This is a genomic window from Schinkia acidoalkalinis, assembly GCF_054301215.1.
The window spans coordinates 1,487,646-1,511,669 of record NZ_CP182573.1; the positions used below are offsets into that span (position 1 = coordinate 1,487,646).

The 24,024-nt window shown below is 38.2% G+C and carries 18 protein-coding genes; 4 read left to right on the plus strand and 14 right to left on the minus strand.

Annotated features, from left to right (window positions below; all coding sequences use genetic code 11):
- Positions 1 to 161: 161 nt before the first annotated feature.
- Positions 162 to 1,526: a radical SAM protein gene (locus ACNQFZ_RS07845; RefSeq protein WP_458414719.1), complete on the plus strand. Its 1,365-nt coding sequence runs from the start codon at positions 162 to 164 to the stop codon at positions 1,524 to 1,526.
- 147 nt (positions 1,527 to 1,673) lie between these two features.
- Here ACNQFZ_RS07845 and ACNQFZ_RS07850 read toward each other — a convergent pair whose 3' ends face one another.
- On the minus strand, positions 1,674 to 2,576 hold the full coding sequence (locus ACNQFZ_RS07850) for a LysR family transcriptional regulator (protein ID WP_458414720.1): 903 nt from the start codon (positions 2,574 to 2,576) through the stop codon (positions 1,674 to 1,676).
- Positions 2,577 to 2,753: 177 nt separating this feature from the next.
- Here ACNQFZ_RS07850 and gdhA point away from each other — a divergent pair, with 177 nt between their 5' ends.
- Positions 2,754 to 4,133, plus strand: a complete 1,380-nt coding sequence (gdhA, locus tag ACNQFZ_RS07855; RefSeq protein WP_458414721.1) for an NADP-specific glutamate dehydrogenase — start codon at positions 2,754 to 2,756, stop codon at positions 4,131 to 4,133.
- Between the two features lie 98 nt (positions 4,134 to 4,231).
- Here gdhA and ACNQFZ_RS07860 read toward each other — a convergent pair whose 3' ends face one another.
- The 11 genes from ACNQFZ_RS07860 to ftsH all read right to left on the minus strand — a co-directional run bounded on the left by ACNQFZ_RS07860 (position 4,232) and on the right by ftsH (position 20,672).
- Positions 4,232 to 6,916 (minus strand): YhgE/Pip family protein, encoded by a 2,685-nt coding sequence (locus tag ACNQFZ_RS07860; RefSeq protein WP_458414722.1) that lies wholly within the window; start codon positions 6,914 to 6,916, stop codon positions 4,232 to 4,234.
- 119 nt (positions 6,917 to 7,035) lie between these two features.
- The gene (locus tag ACNQFZ_RS07865; protein ID WP_458414723.1) at positions 7,036 to 8,484 is read right to left on the minus strand and encodes a tryptophanase; all 1,449 of its coding nucleotides are present in this window, start codon (positions 8,482 to 8,484) and stop codon (positions 7,036 to 7,038) included.
- A gap of 271 nt (positions 8,485 to 8,755) precedes the next feature.
- The gene (locus ACNQFZ_RS07870) at positions 8,756 to 9,787 is read right to left on the minus strand and encodes a hypothetical protein (protein WP_458414724.1); all 1,032 of its coding nucleotides are present in this window, start codon (positions 9,785 to 9,787) and stop codon (positions 8,756 to 8,758) included.
- A 111-nt stretch (positions 9,788 to 9,898) separates the two neighbouring features.
- The gene (locus tag ACNQFZ_RS07875; RefSeq protein WP_458414725.1) at positions 9,899 to 10,504 is read right to left on the minus strand and encodes a methyltransferase; all 606 of its coding nucleotides are present in this window, start codon (positions 10,502 to 10,504) and stop codon (positions 9,899 to 9,901) included.
- A gap of 94 nt (positions 10,505 to 10,598) precedes the next feature.
- The gene (locus ACNQFZ_RS07880) at positions 10,599 to 11,318 is read right to left on the minus strand and encodes a YebC/PmpR family DNA-binding transcriptional regulator (protein WP_458414726.1); all 720 of its coding nucleotides are present in this window, start codon (positions 11,316 to 11,318) and stop codon (positions 10,599 to 10,601) included.
- A 115-nt stretch (positions 11,319 to 11,433) separates the two neighbouring features.
- Positions 11,434 to 12,960, minus strand: a complete 1,527-nt coding sequence (locus ACNQFZ_RS07885; RefSeq protein ID WP_458414727.1) for an acetyl-CoA hydrolase/transferase family protein — start codon at positions 12,958 to 12,960, stop codon at positions 11,434 to 11,436.
- A 226-nt stretch (positions 12,961 to 13,186) separates the two neighbouring features.
- The gene (locus ACNQFZ_RS07890; protein WP_458414728.1) at positions 13,187 to 13,906 is read right to left on the minus strand and encodes a response regulator; all 720 of its coding nucleotides are present in this window, start codon (positions 13,904 to 13,906) and stop codon (positions 13,187 to 13,189) included.
- Positions 13,903 to 15,513 (minus strand): DcuS/MalK family sensor histidine kinase, encoded by a 1,611-nt coding sequence (dcuS, locus tag ACNQFZ_RS07895; RefSeq protein ID WP_458414729.1) that lies wholly within the window; start codon positions 15,511 to 15,513, stop codon positions 13,903 to 13,905. The genes ACNQFZ_RS07890 and dcuS overlap by 4 nt, the downstream gene beginning before the upstream one ends.
- Before the next feature lie 209 nt (positions 15,514 to 15,722).
- Complete coding sequence (locus tag ACNQFZ_RS07900) at positions 15,723 to 16,994, minus strand: dicarboxylate/amino acid:cation symporter (RefSeq protein ID WP_458414730.1); 1,272 nt, start codon at positions 16,992 to 16,994, stop codon at positions 15,723 to 15,725.
- A 221-nt stretch (positions 16,995 to 17,215) separates the two neighbouring features.
- Complete coding sequence (locus tag ACNQFZ_RS07905) at positions 17,216 to 18,754, minus strand: DHA2 family efflux MFS transporter permease subunit (RefSeq protein ID WP_458414731.1); 1,539 nt, start codon at positions 18,752 to 18,754, stop codon at positions 17,216 to 17,218.
- Positions 18,755 to 18,851: 97 nt separating this feature from the next.
- Entirely contained in the window at positions 18,852 to 20,672 is a 1,821-nt protein-coding gene (gene ftsH / locus ACNQFZ_RS07910) for an ATP-dependent zinc metalloprotease FtsH (RefSeq protein WP_458414732.1), read from the minus strand.
- 210 nt (positions 20,673 to 20,882) lie between these two features.
- On the opposite strand from ftsH, the gene ACNQFZ_RS07915 reads away from it, so the two are divergent.
- Positions 20,883 to 21,323, plus strand: coding sequence for a hypothetical protein (locus ACNQFZ_RS07915; protein ID WP_458414733.1), 441 nt, complete (start codon positions 20,883 to 20,885; stop codon positions 21,321 to 21,323).
- Positions 21,311 to 21,598 carry a YxcD family protein gene (locus tag ACNQFZ_RS07920; protein ID WP_458414734.1) on the plus strand — a complete coding sequence of 96 codons (288 nt, stop codon included), beginning with the start codon at positions 21,311 to 21,313 and terminating at the stop codon, positions 21,596 to 21,598. Before ACNQFZ_RS07915 ends, ACNQFZ_RS07920 begins: the two co-directional genes overlap by 13 nt.
- 69 nt (positions 21,599 to 21,667) lie before the next feature.
- On the opposite strand, the gene ACNQFZ_RS07925 is transcribed toward ACNQFZ_RS07920, so the two are convergent.
- Complete coding sequence (locus tag ACNQFZ_RS07925) at positions 21,668 to 22,639, minus strand: proline dehydrogenase family protein (protein WP_458414735.1); 972 nt, start codon at positions 22,637 to 22,639, stop codon at positions 21,668 to 21,670.
- 15 nt (positions 22,640 to 22,654) lie between these two features.
- Positions 22,655 to 23,980 (minus strand): adenosylmethionine decarboxylase, encoded by a 1,326-nt coding sequence (gene speD / locus ACNQFZ_RS07930; protein WP_458414736.1) that lies wholly within the window; start codon positions 23,978 to 23,980, stop codon positions 22,655 to 22,657.
- Between the last annotated feature and the right edge of the window lie 44 nt (positions 23,981 to 24,024).

Below are 24,024 nucleotides of genomic sequence, written 5' to 3' on the forward strand. Positions count from 1 at the left end.
GTCAGCCAATTGCTAATTATACCTTAATTATATATAATAAACATGCAAAAAGAACAATTTCCCAATAAGTACTTGTTTAAGCAATAGAGGTGGAACACTGGAATAATTCCATGGGTACACTTGTTTTTTTTGATTTTAAAATGGAAAGGGTGCAGGAACGAATGACAACTAAACGGTGGCTTCCCTCCCGCTTCAATGCAATGTCACAAGCAGATAATGGCGAACTTATTTTATACAATAGCTATACAGGGGCCATAGCCTCCTTTACATTAGAAGAAAAGCCAATTGTAATGGCAGCTTTAAAAAGAGATGGTGTATCGGGAGAATTATCTGAAACACTACAAGCATTAGTTGATTCAGGATTTCTCGTTCAAGATGATGTTGACGAAGATGCAAGAGCACGCTTTTTCCATCAATCACTCCATCGTACAGATACGATGCATCTAATTGTAATGCCAACTGAGGCATGTAACTTCCGTTGTACATATTGTTACCAGACTTTTCCACAGGGCAATATGAAGGCTGAGGTTCGCAACGGATTAAAAGAATTTATTGCCCAAAAAGGGAAATCATTAGACCATCTAAGCATCAGCTGGTTTGGCGGTGAGCCGATGCTGGCACTTGATGTAATTGAAGAGCTTAGTGAATCCATTCTAACTACTGTCCGAAAATACGATATAAACTATACAGCAGAAATGACAACCAATGGATACTATTTAACACCGGAAAATTTCCGCTCGTTACTCAGCTGGAATGTACGCCGCTTTATGATTACACTTGATGGAATGAAAGAATATCACGATTCAAGGAGATTTCTAACAGGCGGTGGCGAAACATTTGACACGATTATCGGAAACTTGAAAGCTATCAAAGAAATCGATGAAGAGTTCGAGATTTATATTCGCATCAATTTTGACGAAAGCAATCTTGCCAATGTGGAGCCATTTCTTGATTACCTTAGCGGCTTGTTTGGCAATGATCCACGTTTTCAAACATTTTGTCGTCCGGTAGGCCGCTGGGGCGGTGAAAATGACGGCGATTTGCCAATTTGTGATCATCGTGTAGCCGAAACTAAAATTTGGGAGTTTACCGAATACGGTTTAGACAGAGGGCTTGGTATGAGTTCCATTATCGAATCTGCCATCATGCCGTCCGGTTCCGTTTGTTATGCTGCAAAGCCGCATTCATTCGTCATCGGAGCCGATGGACAGCTCTATAAATGTACTTGTTCTTTCAATGAGGAATTTAATCATGTAGGGAAGTTATTGCCTGATGGTACGATGGATATAGATTATGATAAAGTTGCTTTCTGGGTGACTTCAGGCGAAGATAAAGATACAGGCTGTCAAGCGTGCTTTTTCCGACCAGCCTGCCAAGGAAACCATTGTCCTTTATATCGTGTTAGAACAGGCAAACGCCCTTGCACATTTGAGAAAAAGAAAATCAAGCAAGTACTCCGCCTTATTTGGAAACAAAATACGATGCTAGAAAACCTAGAAAACATGGAAACTATTGAAAGGAGTTGATAAACATGCGTATATTGAAGCCAGCTGTTTCACCGCAACAAGCTGCAAATTCAGGCCGACTTTCAAAATCAGTTCCTGGAAACTTAAAGTAAGCAAAAATAGAGGCTGACTCAGCCTCTATTTTTTTTCTTATGGCCAAAAAAAGCATCAATTATAACCATTCAGCACTTTGAAAAAGTCCCTTAGGAAATCATAAAATACTTGTTCAGTAGGAAGTAATTCCCGATCACTTGGGGTAATAATACCAACCGTACGGGTCACTTCTGGGTCAACAATAAATAATTTCTTTGCTGCACGCGGCTTAGAGTCTATTAAACTAATTTCAGGTATCAATGTTACGCCAAGGCCTGCTGTTACCAATCCTTTAATAGCATCAATATCCTTGCCCTCAAAGGCAACCTCCGGCTGAAATCCATTTTGACGGCAAGCATTAACTACCAAATCATGCAAACCAAATCCCTCTGGAAACAACACAAATGGATCATTTCGCAGTTGGTTTAATTTAATTTGTTTTTGTGAAGCGAGGGGATGGCTTTCTGGTAATAAGGCGACAATTTTTTCTAAAAAGAATATTTCCGTCTTTAATTTCGGATTATTCTTCGGCAGTGGGCCAATCAATGCCATATCCACTTTCCCATTAATAACAGATTCAATTAAATAATTATAAGATCCTTGTCTAAACTTAAATTTTACATGTGGGTGCTTTTCGCGAAAGGCAGAGATGCATGTAGGCAATGTATAGTTTGCCATACTGCTCGGAAAACCAATCCGAACAGTTCCTTGCTCAGGATCTAGAAATTCATCAACTTCTCTTTTCGCTTTTTCAAGGACAACCATTGCCTCTTCTATATGATGCAAAAATACTTCTCCAATTGGTGTTAGTTTAACATTTCGACCTTCCCTTACAAAGAGGTCTACCCCGAGCTCCTGCTCCAGATTAAATATCTGCCGGCTAACAGCGGATTGTGCTACATGCATGGCATTGGCAGCCTCAGTAACATGCTCCCGTTTGGCAACTTCTATAAAATATTGCAGCTGTCTTAATTCCATATTTTTCACCGCCTTTCCCTAATACATATCATTTCGGCATAGGTATTATCTAAATTATATATTGGATTAGATTAATTTTCGAGTATAAAATAAAACCATAGAGATTGAAATATTCAAAAATTAGTTACTAAATAAAAAATTCAAATAAAAATATATTTTAAAAAGGGGACTGAACAAATGTCAACATTACAACAAACTACAGCAAACGACACTCAGGCAAAAAATTATGTAAACGGCGTACTTGAAACTGTAAAAAAACGTAATCCAAATGAACCCGAATTCCACCAAGCTGTACAAGAAATCCTTGATTCACTAGTACCAGTTTTTGAAAAAGAGACAAAATACATGGAAGCTGGAATCTTAGAAAGACTTGTTGAGCCTGAACGTCAAATTCTATTTAGAGTACCATGGGTTGATGACAATGGTAAAGTACAGGTTAACCGCGGATTCCGTATCCAATTCAATAGTGCAATCGGACCTTACAAAGGCGGTTTACGTTTCCACCCTTCTGTTAACGCTAGTATCATTAAATTCTTAGGTTTTGAGCAAATCTTGAAAAACTCATTAACTGGTCAACCTATCGGTGGCGGTAAAGGTGGATCTGACTTCGATCCAAAAGGAAAGTCTGATGCTGAAATCATGAGATTCTGCCAAAGCTTTATGTCAGAGCTTTACAGACATATTGATCAAGATACAGATGTACCTGCAGGGGATATCGGTGTTGGCGGAAGAGAAATCGGCTACCTATTCGGACAATTCAAGAAGCTTCGCAACCAAACTCAAGCTGGTGTTTTAACTGGTAAAGGATTAAGTTATGGCGGAAGCTTAGCAAGAACTGAAGCAACAGGTTATGGCTGTGTTTACTTTGTAAACGAAATGCTTAAAGACAAAGGTGAAAGCTTCGAAGGCAAAACTGCAGTTGTATCAGGTTCTGGTAACGTTGCAATTTATGCTATCGAAAAGCTTACTCAACTTGGTGCTAAAGCTGTTGCGTGTAGCGATTCTAACGGTTATGTATATGACAAAAACGGTATTGACCTAGCTCTTGTAAAACAATTAAAAGAAGTTGAAAGAAAACGTATTTCTGAATATGTTAAACATCATCCAGAAGCTGAATATCATGAAGGCTGCTCAGGTATTTGGACGATCCCATGTGATCTCGCATTACCTTGCGCAACTCAAAATGAAATTGATGAAGAAAGTGCAAAAACACTTGTTTCTAACGGCGTAATCGCAGTTGGTGAAGGTGCTAACATGCCTTCTACACTAGAAGCTATCGACGTATTCTTAAATAACGGCGTACTATTTGGCCCAGCTAAAGCTGCTAACGCTGGTGGTGTTGCTGTATCAGCATTAGAAATGGCTCAAAACAGTGCAAGAATTGCTTGGTCATTTGATGAAGTTGACGGAAAATTACATGACATTATGGTAAACATCTATCAACAAAGCAAGAAAGCTGCTGACGAGTATGGTCACCCAGGTAACCTTGTAGTTGGTGCAAACATTGCTGGCTTCTTAAAAGTTGCAGATGCAATGCTATTCCACGGTATCGTGTGATCATAAAAAACACCTTATTTTGATAATCGTGTGCAATACAATCCTTCCAATTATTTAGGAGTGGCTAAACGGAATAGCCACTCCTTTTTTTGCGCCAATTAATGAATGATTTTACTTTCTTTTGCCTTTCTCGCAGTCTCTTCTGTAAACTTGCTTAATGGTTTCTTCAAAAGGACTCCCAATACAAAAGCAGAACAAAGGAAAAGCACTAAATAAGTAATATCACGCATGACAACATCCAATATACTCCCTCCTACCGCTTCCCTCATTAAGCTTATGGCATATGTGAAAGGTAAGAAAGGGTTGATGATCCGAAAGAATGTTGGCGCCACCTGAATTGGAAAAGTTCCCCCTGAGCCCGATAATTGCAGGACAAGAAAAACAATCGCCAAAGCCTTTCCAATATTTCCAAACACGGAAACAAAGGTATAAATAATCGCCATAAACACAAGGCTGATTAATACCCCATACAATACAAAAAGTAGCTTATCGGAAACATAAGTACCAAGTAAATACATGTCACCCATTGTTACAATCAATGCCTGGAATACGCCGATTGTCATGAATGTGAAAAGCCTTCCGAAATAAATCTCATGGCTTTTATATAGCTCCTGATTCGAAACATCGAAACGGAGTAATGAAGCTAAGATTAAAGCCCCCACCCATAATGCAAGCGTTGTGTAAAATGGCGACATCGCTGACCCGTAATTTGGAATGGGGAACATTTTTCGTTCTTTCATAAGCACAGGATGGGCTAAAAAATCGCTCTCCTCTTGAATATCGTTCTTTAAGAGTGTAATAATTTGCCCAATATTTCCTGTTTGTTGGAAACGTCGAATTTCCCTTGCCGCTTTAGCTAGAGCATCCTCCATTTCAGGCAAATCAGTACGGATTAGATTCGCTACCTTATGCATATATCCCTCCAATTCCGGTAGTTTAGTTTGGACAAATGTAGAAACCCTGTGGACATCATCTATCGCCCCTGGCAAATCGTTGCGAATAAAATCAGCAGCTTTGTGAATTTTCGGCTCCAACTTTGGAAAATCATTTTGAACAAAATCGGCTGCGCCATTTACTGCTTTTATAAAACTACCCATCTTTGCTTGAATTGTAGTAGCGACCTGATGCAACCTATCTTTAATTTCCGGAAGATCCCCTTGTAATTTTGTTAATTGTTCCACAGAAAAAGATGCTACTTTCGCTAAATCAGTTAAAATTTTCTCAATATCCGGTAACCTTTTCTGTGCACCTTCAAGCACATTAGCTGAGTTTTTTGCTGTTTGTCTAATATCAGCTAGCGCCTGATTCACTTTAGGAACAATTTCCGTATCATAGCGTGAAAGAACTCCGGCTAACAGATCACTTGTTTGGTTTGAGAGACTACTCAAATCATCAATCAATGCCGTGACTGGTCGATTACCGTTTGCAATGTCTGTTTGAATTTTCGCTAACATATTTTTTTGTTTTGTAAAATTTGCTGCTAACTTATGTAAAGAAGCAATATTATTGGTAAGAGGATGATTTGGCAAATCATTATTTAATGTCGTTATCAAACTTTCCGTATGATCAATCACCCTTAAACCAAGCGTTAATTGACTTTGAAGAGCCGAAATCATATTAGCGGCTAGAACCGGGTCAAAATTAACTTGCTGGAGCACCCCTGTTATTTGTGATACTGCATCTGCCGTTTGCTGTAAAAGATACAGATTTTGCTTAATCACAGGCGCTATCTTATCAAAGGCACCCTCATTTTCCGACAAGAAGTCATTCAAGGCGTTTATATATTGGAGGCTTGAATTGGTGATTTGCTCAATCTTTGGCAGCGCTGCTAATGCCTCATTAATAATATTCTCAGCTAGTCTTGCATCATCCAAAGCATTAGAAAGCTCTTGTTCAACCTTATCAAAATTTTGATCAATTTCAACGATGCGATTAGCAGCTTCCTCTATTTCCGGTAGCCGACGCTGAATAGCTAAAATATCATTGCTGGCATTTTTGAGCTTTGGAATATTATCTTCTAGTAAAAGAATCTTGTCTCCCGCCGCCTCTACCTCTGGAAGATGTTGTTCAAGTGCGACAATCTTCTGTGCTTTCTTATTGATTTCCGGCAATTTTTTTTCTAATTCCAGCGCCTTATTGGCTGCTTGATTGAGATCTGGTATGTGCTCGGCAAGCTCTAGGATGCGATGCTCAATTTTGCGGATGGTCGGCAGTTCTTTTTCAAGCTCAATCCCAACCCGATTAAAAACCGTAAACATAGCTTTAGAAGCTGCTTTTATAATATTTTCATTCACCTGCGATACAACGCCGGAAGCACCGCTTGCCGTAATCTTTGGGGCAATTGCATTTACTTTTTCATTCACCGTATATTGAATTTCAGGTTTTATCGGCTGATCACTTATAATTGTTGCTACCTTTTCAGAAAAATCACTTGGAATGAACAGACTGGCATAATAATCACCTTGAATGACACCACGTTCCGCTTCTTCACTAGAAACAAATGTCCAGCCCAGCTTCGTATTCTTCCGTAAATTATTGACGATTTCATCGCCGATATTAATCTTTTCATGAATATCCCTTACGTTTAAAACCGTTCCCGTATCCTCATTTGTCACCGCAATTGGAATACCCGCTGTATTGGAATAAGGATCCCAAGCGCCAATCAAATTGACCCAAGCATATAAAGACGGCAACACCATTAAACCAATGATGAGCAGAGTCGCAATGGGAACCTTAAAAATATTGAGCCAGTCCGTTTTATAAATATGTAAAATATTCCTCATTACATCACCACTTAGTAGACAGGTTACATCTTAGTATGTACTTCGTGGGATTTAATTATTTTTTATATAAAAAAAGCCAGAGGTGCTTAACCTCTGACTTTTGTCACACAATTCTCGGCTTACAAGCTATCGCCGAAATCCGCTCTAAATTTTTCAACTAGCTTTGTCTCCCAATCATTCGTTGTGTCGAGTTTACCAAAGAAGAAACGCAATACTTTTGGCTCATCCACGAATTTCAAGCCGCCAATTAAATGACGGTTTTCATATAGCCAAGTAATGCGATCGACAGCATATTTCACATGGGAAAGCGAATAAACGCGGCGCGGCATCGCTAAACGTAAAAGCTCCATATGGGACAGGATTTCATTCCCGTCTTCATCACGTTGCTCTGATAACGTTCCACGCTCCATGCCGCGGACACCGCTGACAAGATAGAATGCAGCTGCAAGCGCTCCAGCAGGATATTCAGTTTGTGGAATATGATCAACAAATTCCATCGCATTGATATGGCATCCTAATCCCCCTGCAGGAGTTACGACTGGAACGCCTCTTTCCACAAGCTCTTTTACCATATATTCAATAAATTGCGGTCCTTGATTAATCATATGCTCATCCATTGTTTCATCTAAACCAACGACCATCGCTTCCATCTCGCGGACAGACATCCCGCCATAAGTAAGGAACCCTTCATATAAGGTAATTAACTCACGCATTTTCAGATAGGCTTCTTTACTGTTTGTACAAATGCCGCCGCCACGAGCACAGCCAAGTTTACGGGCTGAAAAATAGATAATATCAGCTAAGTCGGCAATCTTCCGTGTGATTTCACGAATGCTCATATCTTTGCATTGTTCTTCACGAGTTTTAATAAAGTATAAATTATCCGCTAGTAAACTAGCATCAAAAACTAACAAAATGCCATACTCGTCACAAACTTTACGCAGTTCCTGCATATTTTCAAGTGAGTGTGGCTGGCCGCCGATTAGGTTTGTACCGGACTCAAGACGAACGAAGGCAATTTTGTCAGCACCGTTTGTTTCAATTAAGTCTTTTAATTTATTAAGATCCACATTCCCTTTAAATAGAGCATCACTAGTGATCTTTAATGCTTCATCTGTAAAAATTTCTTCAACCCGGCCGCCGTTTAAAACGATATGTGCCTTTGAAGTAGTAAAATGGTAGTTCATCGGTACGATTGTTCCAGGTGTCACAAACGCCTGCGAAATGATATTTTCACAAGCACGTCCTTGGTGTGCAGGAAGATAATAGTCCTTGCCAAAAATCTCCTTTATTTTTTGCTCCAATTTTGTGAAAGTAACAGAGCCGGCATAGCTGTCATCAGCTTCCAACATTGCTGCCTGCTGCTTATCACTCATGGCATTTACGCCACTATCCGTTAGCATATCCATAAAGATGTCAGTGTTTTTCAGCAAAAAAGTATTGTAGCCTGCTTCTTTCATTGCTTCCAAGCGACGCTCAATTGGTTGAAGATTGATTTTTTGTACAATACGTGCTTTGTGCATCTCCAACGGAATATTTTCACCATAGAAAAACTTTACAGTAGCCATTTTACCAATACACTTCCTTAACTATTATTCAAAAATAACTTACCAAAGTGCCCATATATACTGAATATTCTTTTTGGCTACAGGGATTATACAGACTATTTCGACAAAAGACAACAAATTTAATGAAATTGGGTAGAAATTTGCTAGTTATTTATCAATTTAACACCAAAACGCTTTTATGCATTAAAAATTTAAAACGTCTACTCAAAAAACTAGAATAATAATAAAAGGAGAGCATAAGCGCTTTTAGGGCCTAAACTCTCCTTTTTGACTACCATCCTTTATTCATTTTCTCAAAATACTGTCGTGCTATCGCTGCAATTTCCTCCGGCGTTCTGAATGAAAGCGGCTCCTGGTGTAAAGCCTGAAAGGAGTTTATGTCACTCGTATTGAGCATTCCGATTGTTAATCGAGGAATAAGATGTGCATAAACTGGCTGCCTGGATTCCCGATCAAGAGAAACATTCAGCATCATATTAAAGCTTGCAAAACCTTGTTCATGTAAGGAAGCAAACATTACTTTGATCCCTTTGGCAAAATTCAACCAATCCTCTTCGCTTACATCAAAAATAGAGTGTGCTTTTGGGAAAATGGCAATATAGTCATGATGGCTTTTCGGTGCAAAGGCATGAAGCCACGCTACGTTCCCTAACTCACCAATCCATCTTTCACCAAGAGATTTTTCAGTTTCATACAAGCTTATAAAAAACTCTTGTCCTGTTTCTTGTTCATATTTCGCGCCCTCTTCATTTATAAGAGCTTGATAGTTTGTCGGAGATTCTGACACGATAGGCTGAATATGCGGGTGAAGGATGCTTCCACCTGATGGTGGTAAGTAGTTCCAGTTGATTGAAGCGTAATCAGCCTTCGAATCTGTTTCCGCAACATTTTGTATGTATTCCTGCGCTGCTAAAAAGGCGTTTTTTATCAATTCCGCGGTAAATTCTTCTAGTCGTACATAATGCTGTCCGGAAAAAATGACGACAGCGTTATGCTTGCTGTATGGAAATAAATTTGGGAATACAACGGCTTCCCCTTTCTGAATTCTACCATCTTCCGCTATCTCATTAGGGAACACCGGGGTCATCTTGTATAAATTGTCCGGACAAAACGGGCACTTCACCCCAGCTGTTTGTTCAGCTAACTCTGTGTAGTCTGGAGGTGTAATAACCATCCCCGAATCAAAAATAAGTCGAGAAGATTCACCTGTAAGCGGGTCAAACCGCACTTCAGTCTTCCTTTCGATTAAATTCCCCTGATTATCATAGAATGTAAACGATTCATCTTTTTTTCTAAACTCCATAGCTATTATTCTCCCCCTTTCTATTGAATATATCATTTTATAAAAAAATTGTCAGTATATTCAGATTAAAACAAAGAAAACAGTGGGGACGGTTCTCACTGTTTTCCTAACTTATTCCAATCGATAGATTAAGAACCGCTCATATGGGTCATTTTCATATAACCCAGGCACAAGGATTTCCTTTTGAAGTTCAAAAGCAGTATGATTTTCTAAAAAATAGACATAATCCTCTGAAGCATAATATAAAACCAGTTCTATCACTCGTTGCGACTCTCCGACTGAAAGCAGAATATTGATAATCACAGCCATAAAAATTTGAATAGAAAATGGGTTAAAAAAATAAAAGCGGTTATCCAAGGAACCGATTTCATATTCTTCTGCCAAACAACAATGAAACTGTATTTTCTCTTTATTCTTTTTATATTTTTTTAGGTAAGTTGTTCTATTGTCAATTGCTTCCTGATAAAAAGCTTGATTCATTTCAATACCCTTGACAGAGGCATGAAAAAAATAATGAATATAAAAGTTTAAGCGGCCTTTCCCACATCCAAAATCAACGATATGATCACTCGCTTTTACCTCGTAATCGTTAAATAATGCTTCCAGGGCAATGTACGGTGTCGGCTCATAACGGTGATAGTGAAGGGATGCATTATCATTCTTTTGCAGGCCCACTGTTTTGATGTTCAATAATTTATCATAATAATGTTCTTTCATAGACATGAATCTCCTCATTTGCAGCGGTACTTCTCTTTATGGACAAAAAGAAAAGTGGGACTAGGACTACTGTAAGTCCCATCGTCCCACTTCCTTATTCTCCTAAATCAACATTGTGATACACACGTTGCACATCATCTAAATCTTCAATGGCATCAATCATTTTTTCAAATTGGGCTTGAGAATCTTCTGGTAGAGTCACTTCGTTTTGCGCAAGCATTGTGATTTCAGCTACAGTAAACTCACTAACGCCTGCATTTCTAAATGCTTCTTGGACACCTTGAAATTGTTCAGGCTCAGCATAAACGATAATGGCTTCATCCTCTTCGATAATATCACGAACATCGAGGTCCGCTTCCATTAAAATTTCAAGCGCCTCTTCTTCTGACTTGCCTTCTATACCAATAACAGCTGTTTGATCAAACATATAAGCGACAGATCCGCTCACGCCCATATTGCCGCCATTTTTTCCGAAGGCTGCACGTACATCTGATGCTGTACGATTCACATTGTTTGTCAAAGCATCCACAATTACCATTGAACCATTTGGTCCGAATCCCTCATAACGTAACTCGGAATAGTTTTCATCAGAGCCGCCTTTTGCTTTATCAATGGCGCGGTCAATAATGTGTTTTGGTACATTATATGTTTTTGCCCGTTCAAGGACAAACTTTAAAGCTTGGTTTGCTTCTGGATCAGGCTCCCCTTGCTTTGCTGCAACATAGATTTCCACGCCAAATTTAGCGTAGATGCGACTAGTATTGGCATCCTTTGATGCTTTCTTGTCTTTAATATTGTTCCACTTACGACCCATCTTGTTCCACTCTCTTTCCCATCGTTTATAACTCTATTATTATACATGAAAAGCGAATATTGAAAAATAAAAAAAAACCGGCAATGAAAATATCATTCCCGGTTTCATATGGAAGTTATACTGTTTCTTCCACTTTTTCTTCTATTTTCGGCTGCATTGTTCCATATTTTTGTAAATTTATATGCCATGATAAGGCTTTTTCTAGTACGTGTGGAGTTTGGCCACCCCTTGTCAAAGCTTCAGTACAATAGTCCCATAACTGTGCTCGGTACATTGGATGTACACAATTTTGAATGATGACTTCAGCACGCTCTCTTGGTGCTAACCCACGAAGATCAGCATAGCCTTGTTCTGTTACAACAACATCAACATCATGCTCAGTATGGTCAACGTGTGAAACAAAAGGTACGATACTTGAAATTTTGCCATCTTTCGCAATTGATTTTGTAACAAAAATTGCTAAACGAGCATTTCTAGCAAAGTCACCGGAACCGCCAATGCCATTCATCATTTTTGAGCCCATTACATGGGTAGAGTTCACATTTCCATAGATGTCGAATTCTAATGCTGCATTAATGGAAATCAAGCCTAAGCGGCGGATGATTTCCGGGTTATTTGATAACTCCTGTGGACGAAGCATGATGCGGTCACGATACTTATCAAAATTGGAGTATACATCATCCATTTTAGCTTCTGATAAACCTAAGGAACAACTAGATGCAAAGGTAACTTTTCCGGCATCCATTAAATCAAACACAGCATCCTGTAATACTTCTGAATACAGTTCCAAATCTTCAAATTCTGATTCTAGCAAACCATGAAGTACTGCATTCGCAACAGAACCTACACCTGATTGCAAGGTTGGAAGCTTTGCTGGTAATTTTCCTTCTGCAATTTCCTTACGTAAAAAGCCTAGTAGATGATTTGCCATTGTTGCTGTTTCATCGTCAGGCGGTACGGTTGGTGATGGTGTATCAGGATAATGCGTAAATACAATTCCCTTTACCTTTTCAGGATCATACGGGATACCAATTGTTCCAATTCGATCAGATGGTTTCGTCAACGGGATTGGTTGTCTCTTCCCTTGTTCACCTGGATCATAAAAATCGTGTAATCCTTCTAAACTTAATGGAAAAGCATCATTTAGTTCAATAATTATATTTTTTGCATAATTTGCGAATACATAGGAGTTGCCGCCAGATGTAGTTGGGATAATCATTCCATCCTCTGTAATGGAAAGGGCTTCAATAACGGCAAAGTCAATTGGCTCAAGCGCCTGGTTACGAACTAATTCAGCAACATGGGAAAGATGAGCGTCGACAAATAGTACATCTCCTCTGTTAATTCCATCTCGCATTGTTTTATCAGCTTGATATGGAAGGCGTTTTCTAATGATGCCTGCCTCGGTAAACATCTTATCAATATTTGAGCCAATAGAAGCACCAGTAAATAAATTGACTTTAAAGGCTTCTTTCTCAGCACGTTTAACTAGTGCAAATGGAATTGCCTTTGCATCACCTGCTCTAGTAAAACCACTAATGCCAATTGTCATTCCGTCCTTAACCCATGATGCTGCTTCTTCTGCTGTTACTACCCGATCCCTTAATCTAGGGTCTCTAATTCTCTCTATATGTGTTTTCATACTTCTACCCCACCTTAATGGTTTTATATAGTAATTATAACTTCAAAATAGGGTGAATTTTTAGTTTTCCGACACAAAACGAATCTTTCCGACAAGCTAGCTTTTTACTGTACCAAAACAGATTTTTTTTTCTTCGTTGTTACTGTAACAATTAATACAAAAAAATAGAGATTGATCCAAAAACAGGAGCAACCTCTACCTTTATTTTTATGAGTTGTCTTTCTTCTTACAAGTAATGATTAAGAATGGCATGACTCATATCTTTGTACACATACAAAGAAACTGGCCTACCGATTCCATACGTGATATTTTCCTCCAGCACCTTTATTTCCTTTAAAAACTTCAAATACTTTCCTACTGATACCCTTGAGATTTCAGTCTTCTCTGCGATATTTTCTGTAGAAAATGGGACTCCCCTCCCCATTTCTTCTATAGCTGCCACAATAATTTGCAATGTACTTTTTGTCAATCCTTTTGGCAGTGAGTACAATGGTTCCCTACTGATTGTCTTTTGTTCCATGCTAAGAATCATTTCATCTAGTTCTTTTTGGTTTACCTTACGTTGATTATGTAAAAAAATAAATTTTTCCCGATAAGCAGAAAGAGCATAATTAAACCGCTCAAATTCAAAGGGCTTAATTAAATAGTCAACAACGCCATATCTTAATGCTGTCTTTACTTTTTCAACATCAGATGCTGCTGTAATCAGAATGACATCCATACTTTTTTCTTTCTCTCTAATGTAGGCCAAGAGATCTAAACCATTTTTTCCAGGCATATAAACATCTAATAATAAAAGGTCAATCTCTTCCTGGTCTATATAAGGAAGGGCTTCACTATAAGAATGAGCCAGGCCAATCAGTGAAAAAAACTCAATTTCCTCTAAATAACGCTTATTAATTTCTGCGACCATTGGATCATCTTCAACGATAAGAACCTTTATCATGACCTTCCAGCGCCTCCTATTTTCGTCTCAAATGGTATAACGATGATAATTTTTGCACCACCAGTTAATCTTGAATAAATGCTAATCTCACCGCCAAGTCGATTTACACTTTGCTGCACCAAGTAAAGTCCATAGCCCCTGTTTTCTCCTTTTGTTGAAAAACCTTTATCAAATATATGATCCATATTCTCTTTAGAAAATCCCGGACCCGTATCTGAAACGTTTATTTCAAGTTGGTTTGCAAAATAATGCATGGATACTTCTATATCCCTAATCGCACTTTCTTCCATAGCTTCGATTGCATTATCAATAAGGTTTCCCAAGATTGTGACTAATTCATGGGTTGTAGTTAAATTTTTCAACTCTGGTAGAACGGTTTTAATATCAAAGAATAAATTTACGTTTTTTTCTCTGGAATAGCTAAGTTTCCCCATGATAAAACCGGCCAGTGCGGGATCTTTAATATTTTTAGTAACATTATCTACTTCATGATGGCGACTATCTACGAGAGTACTGATAAATTTCGTTAACTGCTCATACATCCCCATGCGAACCATTCCTAGTATGACGTGAAGCTTATTCATAAACTCGTGGGATTGTGCCCGTAATGCTTCCGCATAGGATTTAACACCTGTTAGCTGCTCAGCCAATTCATCAATTTCTGTCTTATTACGAAATGTCGCGATTGCACCAACGACTTTTTTATTGACTATAAGAGGTACTTTATTTACGAGAATGGACACCCCGTTAACCGTATACTCTTCATCCAATTCTGACTTTCCCGTTTTTAAGACGTTTTCCATATAAAATGTGGGAAGTAAATCCTGTATGGACTTACCAAGCGGGATTTCTGATAAACCAGCCATATTAAAAATACGCTTTGCTGATTTATTTACAAGTGTAATTGTAGAATCTTGATCTACCGCTATGACTCCTTCCCGCACAGACTGCAGCATGGTATCCCGCTCTTCAAGGATTTTTGCTATGGCAAGAGGCTCCAATCCAAACAAGATTTGTTTAATAAATCTAGCAACAATAAAAGCACAAACAACCCCTACTAATAGGCCGATATTAGTTGCAATTAAAATATTTCTACGGCTTAACTGAATAGCTTCATCCACTCGTTCCAATGAAATTCCAACGGAAACGGCTCCAATCTGAACATGATTTTTATCATAGATTGGTGTAAAGGCTTTTAAAGAATTCCCCATCGTACCTTTTGAAATAGATACATATTGTTTTCCTTTTAATACGGCTTTATGGTCCGGTGTACTATATAACCCGCCAATCCTTTCTGGAATCGGATGAGATTTACGAATTCCATTCATATCCATGACAACAACATATAAAACATCTGATGCTTTTAAAATTTTATTGGCATAGTCCTGAATATCCTGTTCATGTTCCACATGTATCAATCCATTTTTTACTTCTTCTGAGTCTGCAACAACATTTGAAAGAATGATGGCTCTTTCCTCCAAAGTCTTAACAATGTACTTATTGATGGTCGTACTGAATAATACATCTGTTATAAGCAATGATACAAGAACAACAAGACAAACTAATGTAGTAATCATCGTGCTAAGTTTTAGTTTTCGAATAAACATATACTCACTCCAAAAAATGCAAGAAACTTTAATCATATTATAAAACAAAGTTGGTAATTCTAAAAATAAGGTAGTAATCGTTTGAATTTACTGTTAATAAACTTATGAAAGTAACAAAACTTTTTTAATCAGGTTTTCACAAACCATAAAAAAGGCTGTTCTGTAGTAGAACAGCCTTTTTACCTAATTTATCCATTAGATCTGTTTAATTAAGCTGAAACTTCTTCTGTCTCCTTACCGGAAACCTCAGCTAATCCAGGATGAAACTCGCCTTCCATCTTCGAAACAACTACTGTTGCAATACCATTACCAATTAAGTTTGTGACAGCACGAGCTTCTGACATGAAGCGGTCTACTCCAAGAATTAATGCAAGACCTGCAACTGGAACGGATGGGAATACAGCAAGTGTAGCTGCTAATGTTACGAATCCTGATCCTGTTACACCTGCTGCCCCTTTAGATGTAAGCATCAATACTCCAAGAAGTAATATTTGATCTCCTAATGAAAGATCTACACCATAGGCTTGGGCAATAAACAATGCTGCCATTGATAAGTAAATAGATGTTCCATCAAGGTTAAAAGAGTAACCAGTTGGTAATACAAGACCTACAACAGATTTAGAGCAACCATACTTTTCAAGCTTCTTCATCATTGGCGGTAATGCTGTTTCAGATGAAGATGTACCGACAACTAAGAAAATTTCATCTTTGATATAATTAATGAATTTGAAAACATTAAATCCATAGAACTTACAAACTGCACCAAGCACGAAAACGATAAATAAGAACATTGTTGTGTAAACTGAGCCCATTAGTTTTCCAAGGTAGATCAATGAGCCAAGACCGAAATTACCAATTGTAAAGGCCATTGCACCGAACGCAGCTATTGGAGATGCCTTCATAATGATATTTACAATACCGAACATAACTTCAGAAATTTTTTCAAAAAGATCTAGGATTGGTTTTCCTTTTTGACCTAATTGAGCAAGGGCAACACCGAAAAGTACTGCTACAAATAAAACTGGTAATAATTGACCGTTTGTAAAAGCTCCTAAGAATGTATCTGGGATAATTGATAAGATAAAGTCCATTACGCCATGACTAGACTCTGCTGCAGCTTTTGTATATTGAGCAACTGCATCTGCTGATGCAGCACTAGTATCAAAACCTTTACCAGGCTTAAAAACATTGGCGATGGTAATACCAATTGCCAAGGCAATTGTTGAAACAATTTCAAAGTAAAGGAGCGTCTTCCCACCAATTCGACCAAGCTTTTTCATATCACCCATACCGGCAATACCAACAACGATTGTTAAGAAAATGATTGGAGCAATAATCATTTTAATCATTTTAATAAAGATATCGGCAAGTACTTTTAACTCTGCACCGAACTTTGGAAACAATGCTCCACAAATGATACCGAGGATGATACCGGCTATTACTTGAAACGTTAGACTTTTGAAATTAAAAAAGTGCTTCATATTTCCACCCCTTGTCTGGTTTTTTTAATGTTGTAAAAGTTCCAGCAAATGAAAGCGTAATCATCTGCTGTTGTATAATAGGATTATACGAGGTCTTGTCGAATCACGAAATATTATGTAACTATGTAAAACTTTTTGTAATTAATTTAAGTGCGTAAATTAGGAAAAGTCGAAAAAATCAAAGAAAAGAAGCAAAGAATTTCCTTTGCTTCCTCCCGTTTCTAATTTTCAACTAATTTAGGCACTACTTTTTGACCGGTTTGCTTACATGCATCCGGATCCTCAGCGGGTTTCGCCTTTTGGATAAAGAATGATAGAACGAAGGCAAGCCCGGCAATAAAAGTCGCTATTAAAAATGCATAGTTAATCCCTTCGAGCATTGCTTTCATTTCAATTTGTTGTCTTATCGCTGCTAGCGCAGACTGCGTTGGCTGGCCTGTCATACCTGCTTGATGCATGGCATCTGTAGCTAATCTCTCTCCAGCGGATGTCGCCCGGTTTGTCATGATCGTTATCAACAATGCTGTACCAATTGCACCTGATACTTGGTTTAATGTATTATTCATGGCCGTTCCATGCGGATAATAACGCACCGGCAATTGATTTAAACCATTGGTAGATACAGGCATCATCACCATTGACATTCCAAATGCACGGATCACATATATCGTGATTAAGTAAGTATTGGTCGTTTCCAACGATAATTGACTGAGATAAAAGGTTGTTATTGTTAAAATAGCGAGACCGATAACCGCTAGGATACGGCCACCAAACTTGTCAAATAAACGCCCTGTAACCGGCGACATAATCGCACTAATAATCGCACCAGGTAGCAGCATTAAACCTGCATCCATCGGAGTAATCCCACGTAGTGTTTGCATATAAATTGGAAGCAGCAGGATTCCTGAAAACAAAGCCATATTAACTACCATTGTAATGGCTGATGACAGGGCAAACATCGGATATTTAAATACTAGAAAATTTAGCAACGGACGTTCTTTCTTTAACTGACTCGTGATAAACCATATTAGAGCAACTACACCGATGGCAATCGGTAAATAAACCTGTGGACTGTCCCAGCCCTTATTCCCTGCAGAGCTAAAGCCATACATGATTCCACCAAAACCTATGCTTGAAAGCAGCAGCGAGGCAAAATCAAGGCGGATATTCACTTTTTCTTTCTTATCTCTGAGTAAGAAAAAGCCGAGGATTAAAACGAGAGCAGCAATCGGCGTGACAAAATGGAATAGCATTCTCCAGTCATAATGTTCGACAATCCAACCTGATAAAGTTGGACCAATCGCAGGGGCGGCCATTAAAATTAATCCGAAAACCCCCATGGCCGCTCCCCTTTTCTCAACCGGAAAGCTAACCAACATTACATTCATTAACAGCGGCATCATAATCGCAGATCCCGATGCTTGGGTCATCCGCCCAGTTAATAGGATGGGGAAAATATGGGCAGTGCCAGCGATAATTGTTCCAGCTGTAAATAAACTCATTGCCACTAAAAACAGGCGCCGAACCGAGTACTTTTCAATCAAAAATGCGGTTATCGGAATTAAAATTCCGTTCACTAACATAAATCCAGTTGACAGCCATTGAACGGTTGCAGTATTAATTTTTAAATCCTTCATTATGGAAGGCAATGCGATATTTAATAATGTATTATTTAAAAATGCGATAAAAGCTCCAATCATTAAAACGGAAAGAATGCCATATGGTGACTTCGACATGTTGTTTTTTATCGCTTGATCCATCCCTTTTCCTCCTCCAAAATATTGATTTCCTACAAAACACAAAAAACCGGAATATGACTTTTTATAGTCTTACTCCGGTTTTTATTTCTATACAAATCTATTCAGCCAATATTGCTATAAACTCTTCGCCAGTAATTGTTTCCTTCTCTACAAGGTACTGGGCTAGTTCATGCAATTTTTCTTTATTCACTTCTAAAAGCTCTGTGGCACGCTGATGGGCAGTTTTTATTATTTTCAATACCTCGGCATCAATTTTGGCAGAAGTTTCAGCAGATACTAAAAGGGTTGTATCGCCACCTAAATATGGATTATTTACTGTTTCGAGTGCCATCATATCAAATTCATCACTCATGCCAAATCTTGTCACCATATCTCTTGCGATTCTAGTTGCTTGTTGAATATCATTTGACGCTCCAGAGGTTATTGATTGAAAAACAATTTCCTCCGCTGCCCGTCCACCCATAAAGGTAGTAATTTTATCTAGAACTTGCTCTTTTGTAAGCAACACCTGCTCGCCTTCTTCAACCTGCATTGTATAGCCTAAGGAGCCGGAAGTCCGTGGGATAATTGTAATTTTGTGGACGGGTGCAGAGTGATTCTGTTTAGCCGCTACTAATGCATGACCGATCTCATGGTAAGCAATCTTCAATTTATCCTTCATCGGGATAACGGCATTTTTTCTTTGATAACCGGCAATGACAACTTCAACAGATTCCTCTAAATCACTTTGCGCAATATGACTTCGCCCTAGTCTAACAGCACGAAGGGCACCTTCATTAATGATATTGGCCAAATCAGCCCCGGATGCACCTGGGGTGGCTCTTGCTATTGCATTTAAATCAATATCATTGCCTAGTTTCACTTTACTGGCATGAACATTTAAAATCGCTTCACGGCCCTGCACATCAGGTAATTCAACAGGAATTCGGCGGTCAAATCGCCCGGGTCTTAACAACGCCTTATCCAGTGTTTCCGGGCGGTTCGTGGCAGCCAAAATCACGACACCTTTATCAGCATCAAAGCCATCCATCTCAGCTAATAACTGATTAAGCGTTTGTTCCCTTTCATCATTACTGCTAATCCCCACTGAATTTCGACTTTTACCAATAGCATCGATTTCATCAATGAAAACAATACATGGTGCTTTTTCTTGAGCTTGTTTGAATAGGTCCCTGACACGTGCAGCCCCCATCCCGACAAACATTTCGACAAACTCGGAACCTGAGATTGAAAAGAACGGGACTTTGGATTCCCCTGCCAACGCTTTCGCCAACAATGTTTTTCCTGTACCTGGAGGACCAACCAACAATACGCCTTTCGGTATTTTAGCCCCAATTTCTTTATATTTCCGAGGATTATGGAGAAAGTCGACAATTTCCTGCAACGCCTCCTTGGCCTCATCCTGCCCGGCAACATCAGCAAAGGATTTTCCTGTTTCAGCTTTCACATAAATTTTTGCGTTGCTTTTACCAATACTTAATGTCTGACCAGCCCCTCCCACTTTACCCGCCATCTTCCGGATAAACATTTGGCTAATCCAAATAAATATAATGAGCGGCAAGATCCAAGTCAAAATAAAGTTAATAAGAGAGGAATCATTACTTTGTATGATGGATGTAAAAGGAACCTTTGCCCGGTACAAACGATTGACCAAGTCGGGGTCGTCCATCCGTCCTGTTATATAAGAAGACTCCTCACCTTTTTTATTAAGAGCTGTATAAGAGATTTGGGTCTCTGTTATTTCAACCTCTTTTACTTTACCTTTATCTATTTGTGTTAAAAACGTTCCATAGTCGACTTCTGTAATTTTATTATCTACTATAGTTGGTAAAATAATGGCATTCAGCACAAGTACAATACTCATGGCAATGAAGAAATAATAGATCATCGGCTTTTGAGAATTTCTTTGTACTTTCATAATTATTCCTCCCTTCAAGCCAACTCTACGTATCTACACCACATTCTACCATTAAAGGTTATATAGTCCCTATCACAATGTTGTCCTTTATGTGAAACTGTTCCAATTTCTTGTCATTGAAAAAATCCTTAAAAAAGTGAAACTTATTTTATTTTGCAACGTAAATACTATAGAATGATTGTAATAGAAGAAACATGGAGGGAATATTTAATGAAAAAATTATTGGCAGCTGTTCTTACAGCAGCACTTATTTTTACACCCGTTGGAACTGCAATCTTCCAAGATCAGCCAACAACAGTTGATGCAAAAAGATACAGTTCGGGAAAGAAAAGCTTTAATTTTAATAATAACAGGACAAACAATAACAATTCCTTTTTCCAAAATAAAAAGGCCGATTCACCAACGACAAATAAATCAGCTGTAACACCAAATCCAGTTAAAAAAGGCGGCTTTATGAAGGGATTAATGGTCGGTGGTCTGGCAGGATTACTTTTTGGTGGTCTGTTTGGCAACATGGGATTTTTAGGCTCAATTCTCGGCCTATTGGTTAACGTCTTTGCAATTATCGTGTTGATTTCTCTTATCCGCGGGATATTCACTTATTTCAAAAATAAAAAGAAAAAAGAAGATGTTAATCCATGGAGAGGTTAATCATTCCCGAGCAGGATATTATCAATGCAACCTGCCTTTATATTTCTCAGAAAAAGCAAGTAAAGCCCGAAGAGGTTGAGGTAGAATTAATTTATGATGATGACTACGGCTTTTCTGCTGAAGTTTATGCAGGTGGTCGAATGCAGGTGTTAACGACCGGAAACTTAATTGAAGCCCTTCGCATGTGGATTGGGGAAGTTCTAAATCGTGACCCTTATGCCGGTATCGAGCTGGTGCTTGACGATGATGAAGGCATAATTGCAGTTATTAATTAGAAAGACACATACTATCAGTATTAACAGAAAACAGTCCTACATTTACGCAATGAAGGACTGTTTTTTTATCTACTTTTTCTTCTTACTCATTCTTCCTAATATAAAGGCAGTTGCCGTTAAACCAAGTACAGTATTTGTTTTCTTGTTAAAAATTGATTTAGCAACAAGATTAATATTTTGTGGTCTTTCAGCCAAACGTCTCATAAAATAGCCGTACCAGTCACTTCCAAAAGGTACATACGTACAAAAGTTATAACCTTCCTTCGCAAGCTGCAATTGAAGTTCTTTTCTAAATCCATATAGCATTTGGAATTCAAATTTGTCTTTTGGAATATTATTTTGTTTGATGAACTTTTTCAAATGATTAATAATATGGTGGTCATGTGTTGCAATAGATGTAAACTTTCCATTTAACAAATGCCATTTGGCTATTTTAATATAATTTTCATCAATATCATTTTTATCCTGAAAAGCAATTTCTACAGGTTCCTTATATGCCCCTTTTACAATGCGGACACGAAGATCTTTATATTTTTCAACATATTCCTGGGCCTTGTATAAATAAGCCTGAACAACTGTACCAACATTATCAAAATCCTTTAAAAGCACATCAATCATATCGTAAGAGGGCTGTAAGTGTCCTGAATCTTCTATATCGATATTTACAAACATATTGTAACTGCTAGCCTTTTCAAGAATTTCTTTTACGTTATCCAATGCGAAGTCAAAATCTATATCTAAACCCAACTGTGTTGGCTTTAATGAAATATGGGCATTTACATTATTTTCATGAATGGCGTCCATTACTTCTAAAATATTTTTTTTAGCCTCTGTTGCATCTTCTTTTTTAGTCACGAATTCCCCCAAGTGATCCACTGTACATGAAATTCCATATGCATTTAGTTCCTTAATGCTTTTCATAACTTCCGGAATATTTGTACCCGCTACGACACTTTGCGCACCTAATTTTAAACCATATTTTTTTGCTGCACTATTTAAACATTGGTTTTGCGAAAGGCTAATAAAAATATCTTTTAACATAGCGTTTACTCCTTTTTAAGACCACTGTTCGATTTCTTTTTGATACAACTCATGCAACGTGAGATTTTCATTGGTATTAACGATTGCTTCCTTTTGCTGGGATAAAATATCGGTAGGAATTTCAAACAGTGGCTCCATATTGGTAGGAATTGCTTGGTGAGGGACTGAGATTTCAGGAAGTGTAGGTTCAATCTTTTTATGTGCTGCTAAATGAAATCCCCATAAGCCAAATGAAGGAACAGTAACACTATAAGCAAGTGTGTTAAGTCCAGTTTCCTGAATAGTTCTCCCAATACTCCAATAGGTTATAGGAGCATCCTCTGCGGAATTGGATTGACATACTAATGCTCCATCGTCTGATAAAAGTTCAACAACTTTACTAAATAACTCTTTCGTATATAAAGAACTAATAATTGAATCCACCGGGTCAGGAAAGTCAATAATGATCACATTGTATTGTGTCTGATTTTTAGTTAAATATTGTTTAGCATCTTCAATGTGCACATGTACCCGCTCGTCTAAAAATGATTGACTATTTTGCATTAATAATGCTGGCTCAGATTTAGAAAGCTGAATCATCATTGGATCTATATCCACTAAATCTACGTGCTTCACATTCGGATACTTAAGTACTTCGCGCAAGGCAAGGCCATCTCCGCCGCCTAAAATAAGGATTCGTTCATGGGTTGCTGCCGTCTCCATAGCAGGAAAAACCAAGGCCTCATGATAATGTCGTTCGTCTAATGAACAAAATTGCAGCTCTTGGTTTAAATATAGGCGGAGATCATTCGCCTTCACAAGTAATATATCCTGAAATTCACTTGACCCATGGTAAAGAACATCATGTTTTCCATTACCTACTATTTCTTTTAGCTGCTTCATATCCCAATCATTGCCACGGTCAGCTCGTAGTTGAAACAGCTCTTTTGAGTCTTCCATTTCTTCATTCCGTGTATCAGATTCTAAGTTAATTTTTTTCATAATTGGGGAAGTTCTTTCTTCATTTCCGCGGGAAAGATCATAAAGTGTAGCATGCTTTGCTTCAATTTTAAAAAGAATTTTTTCTATTGCAGGCCATAAATCTTGTTTGCCACAAGTATACAAATCAAAAGCAGCATACCCATGTTCCGGCCAAGTATGAATAGAAAAATGGGATGTTGATAAGCCTATTAACCCTGTTACTCCCTGCGGGAAGAAAGAATGAAAACTGGTGGATAAAATCTCCATATCCAATTGCTTAATGGTTTCTTTCATCAATTTTTTTATACTTTTTGCATCATTAAGAATACCAGAATTACAGCCATTGGCGTCGATAATAAGATGCTTGCCCCTCGTATCCATTGATTCACTTCCTTTTTTCATTTTATTTACACACTATATGTCAT